2 protein-coding genes are annotated in these 3,935 nt (G+C 60.6%); one reads left to right on the plus strand and one right to left on the minus strand.

The window, feature by feature from the left end:
• The first annotated feature begins 1,200 nt into the window (after positions 1-1,200).
• A complete protein-coding gene (locus tag NMG80_RS15740; protein ID WP_254018940.1) occupies positions 1,201-3,114 on the plus strand; it encodes an adenylate/guanylate cyclase domain-containing protein in 1,914 nt (637 codons plus the stop codon).
• Here the strand turns inward: NMG80_RS15740 and NMG80_RS15745 are convergent.
• On the minus strand, positions 3,111-3,530 hold the full coding sequence (locus NMG80_RS15745; RefSeq protein WP_254018941.1) for a YHS domain-containing (seleno)protein: 420 nt from the start codon (positions 3,528-3,530) through the stop codon (positions 3,111-3,113). The genes NMG80_RS15740 and NMG80_RS15745 overlap by 4 nt on opposite strands.
• Positions 3,531-3,935 lie beyond the last annotated feature (405 nt).

Here is a 3,935-nt window from a genome sequence, read left to right on the forward strand (position 1 = left end):
CCACCGGTTTTGCCCCGGTTACACATTAGAAATTGCTAAGTGTTACAGACAAGCGGATGATCCACATGGTATTCTCTCCGCATCATTCGGGACCGGGAGGCGGCATGGAGACGGTGCTTGATTACCAGCCGCCGGAGCGTGTCTTCGCTGACGTTGTAGTCGTGCCTGAACAGATCAATAGCGTGCGCGCTGGACTGTGATCGCCTCTGCCCGCGGATGTATAGCGGCCGAAGGCGTTCTCCTGTTTCTGGCTGTTTTGGCAGGGAGCGCATTGGTCATTCGGCCCATCGCGCCTTTGTCGCGGATGCAATGACGGCGTGGCCATATTGGCAGTGCTCATCACTGATAGAGGAACTGCGACACCCCGTTTCGCCCGACATCAGGGAACGATATCGGCCCCCATGTGTTAGAAATCCATGGACACTATGGAACCCCAGGGCCACGGGATAGCGGCCGATATTTTGACATCCGAAGTTGCCAATGCTAGGCAGCGCATCCACCGGACCGAGCTCGCGCTTCAACGCACTGAAGAAATGCTGGCTGAGAATCTCGCGCTGCGCAGCAGGATACGAACTGCGGTCGAGGCCGCAGACCGCTTGGTGAATGATCGATCCCCCCAGCTTTGAAGGACGTCGCGCGGGTTGAACTGGACCGGCGTTTCATGTGTCGCGACCTTCAGGCCACCGGCGCCACCACTCGCGCTCGAGCACGGCGGCAACCATGTCGACAGACGGCGAGCGGGGCTCATCGTGTGCGGGTGGTGTTCGGCAAGGAACCTGTCATCGGGCATGCGCTCGACAGCTTCAGCGACATGCGCCAGCGATTGGTCGATCCAGACAGCAGCCGATCGGTAGGCCATCGCGCGCGCGGAGGAAGGGCTTGGACATAGCAGGGGCTTCGCCCCCGCACCCCTATCGGGGGATGATCCCCCGAACCCCGGCCCATCCGCTTCGCGGCTGTGTTTGCTCATGCTGCACTGTCCGGCGTTGAGCTATATGTCGCGTTTTCACACTGCCAAGACCCATTCCAGACCTTCCTGTGCATGCACAGCAAAGGGCCTTGCGGCGATACAATGCGTCCGACTTCTGCTACGGTCCATTCCTCGGCATAAGTGGTCTTAAAGAACGCCGTCGTGGATCGCAAGCTTGCTGCCATTCTTGCTGCCGATGTGGTGGGCTACTCCGCGCTGGGAGAGTCGGATTGTCAACCGAGCATGTAGAGCGGCGACTTACGGCCATTCTTGCGGCCGACATCGCCGGCTACAGCCGGCTGATGGGCAACGACGAGGAAGGTACGCTCGCCCAGCTGAAGGCGCATCGGCGTGCTCTGGTCGACCGAAAGATCAACGAACACCGCGGGCGGATTGTCAAGACCACCGGCGATGGGATGCTGGTCGAGTTCGCGAGTGTGGTCGAGGCCGTGCGCTGCGCCGTCGAGATCCAGCGCGGCATGGCGGAACGCAATGTCGCGACGCCGACAGGACAACGTATCGAGTTCCGCGTCGGCATCAATGTCGGCGACATCATCATCGAGGGTGACGACATTTTCGGGGACGGCGTCAACGTGGCGGCTCGCTTGGAGGGGCTCGCGGAGCCTGGCGGCATCTGCGTCTCGGGCCGCGTGCAGGAAGACGCGCAAGGCAAGCTCGACATTGCCTTTGAGGATATCGGCGAACAGAAGCTCAAGAACATCGCTCGACCGGTGCGCGCCTTTCGCGTGCGGCTCGACGCCACGGTCGCTCCGGCGCTCGCTGGCTGGCGCCGGGGATTGTTCGCCGCTCTGGCTCTGATGATTTTGCTTATTGTAGCCGCGCTGTGGACCGGTCTTGGCTCTGAGTGGAAATTTCTCAGTATTCTGCACTCAGGCGATCAATTCACAAAAAGTGCTGAAGTCGGCACGAAACCCGCGATCGCCATTCTCCCGTTCCTGAACCACAGCGACGATTCGGCTCGTGAGTATTTCGCGGATGGATTGACGCAGGATATCATCAACGCACTGGGTCGGTTCTCCGCGCTGACCGTGATGTCGTGGAACGCTGTCTTCCCCTACAAGGCAAAGCCCGCAAGCCCGGAGGAGATCGGCCGCGGTCTCGCCGTCAGCTATCTGGTCGAAGGCAGCGTCCGCCAGACCGGCGACCGTGTGCTGGTCATCGCGCAACTCGTCGACACAAGGCAGGGACGAGTGCTTTGGTCTGCACGCTTCGAGGAGGCGCTCGCAGACGTGTTTGCGCTGCAGGACAACATTGTCACTGACATTGTCAGAGTCCTGGCGATTCGCGTGACGCAGATCGAACAAAATCGGGTGTTCGCAAAGCCAACCGAAAATCTCGCAGCCTATGATTACGTGCTGCGCGCCAGGCCGGCATTGCAGCGCCCGACGCACGCAAACAATGTGGAGGCGCGCGCCCTGCTCAAACGCGCCATCGAGCTTGACCCGAACTACGCTGCTGCCTATGCGGCACTTGCCGAAACCTATCACATTGCCAGCTCGATGGGTTGGGCGGAATCGCCAATCGCCTTCCTGAGCCGTGCCGAGGAACTGGCAATCAAGGCGCTCAGACTTGATGATTCCGAAGTGCGTGCGCGCATCATTCTCGGCCACGTCCACCTCTTTCATCAGAGATACAACCAGGCAGAGGCGGAGATCGAGCGCGCCATTACGATCAATCCGAACGATGCCCACGGCCTCGCCGGGCGCGGCAACATCCTGTTGTGGCTGGGACAGACGGATGCGGCGATCGAGGCCTTGGAGCAGGCGCAGCGTATCGACCCCGATCTCAATGCGATCGATCGCTTTGCGCTGAGCCTGGCCTACTATCTGAAACGGCGTTACGACGCGGCGATCGAACAGGCGGAACTTAATCTTCGAACAACCGCAGGCGCGAACTTCAGCCGTATCCTACTCGCGGCCGCCTATGCACAACACAACCGGGCGGAGGACGCCGCGCGTGTCGTGACGATGATACGCCGCATGGACCCAACCTTCGACCCGCAGGAGTTCGGAACCAAGTTTCTAAACGCTGGCGATCTCGAACATCTGCGCGACGGATTCCGCAAGGCCCGCCTCTACCCCGTCACAGGCGACCTGCCACCGGCCGAGAGAAGGAACCGCTAATGTCCTTGAAGTAGCGCGCGGTTCTGGTTGGCCTTCGCGATGTTCGCAGCAAGGTCCTGCTGGAAGAGCGCGGGTCCCATCGGGGCCGGCTTGCCGAAAATATAAAGCTTGCCGTCGCTGATCAGCCAGTTCTCCGGGTTGGCCTCGTCGAGCTCGCCAAGGGCCAGCGCCATTGCACAAAAATTTCCGAACTCTGGCGCGTAGCGAACAGGATCGGCCTTGAAAAGCTCGCGATGCTCGGCACTCGCGAAGAGGTAGCGGTGCTCGTCCCATTCGTACTCGATCTCCGGCAACCCGCGCGTGGGGCTTCCGGTGGTGAAATAGGCGACCGGGTCATAACCCTTGATAGCGAGCGGCACCGCTTCCGTGGCAAGAGAGGGCATCGAGGTCGCAAACAGGGCGGCTGCGACCGCCAAAACGAGGCTAATGGCATTTCGCCGAGAGACATTGTGCATGGCGAATTCCTGTGATTTGCCCTTCCCGGGCCGCGAACCGCCCCGCCTCCGCGGCAAACGAAGCCGTCTGGTTCATTCCGTTCGCGGACTGATCATGACTCTTGTAGCGCTCGGCCGCAACACGTTTCGGAGATTTTCGGAGTTCGAGTGTGGTTAGGGCCGGCGCCCATTGCAGGGGTGCCGGGGTCCATTCTTCGTCTGCTTATGGCGCAAGGCGGACCTTCCATTCCAGCGACGATCTCAGAAATCGATAGGCGCAGCAATGACATAGCGGTGCCCAGTTTCATCTCGTCCGGCGCAGCATTGCCGCAGTTCGCTTGCCGACAACTATTCCTGCTGGAATTGACAGGGCCAATCTTCAGGCCT

The organism is Mesorhizobium escarrei (genome assembly GCF_935825525.1).
Taxonomy (GTDB): domain Bacteria; phylum Pseudomonadota; class Alphaproteobacteria; order Rhizobiales; family Rhizobiaceae; genus Mesorhizobium; species Mesorhizobium escarrei.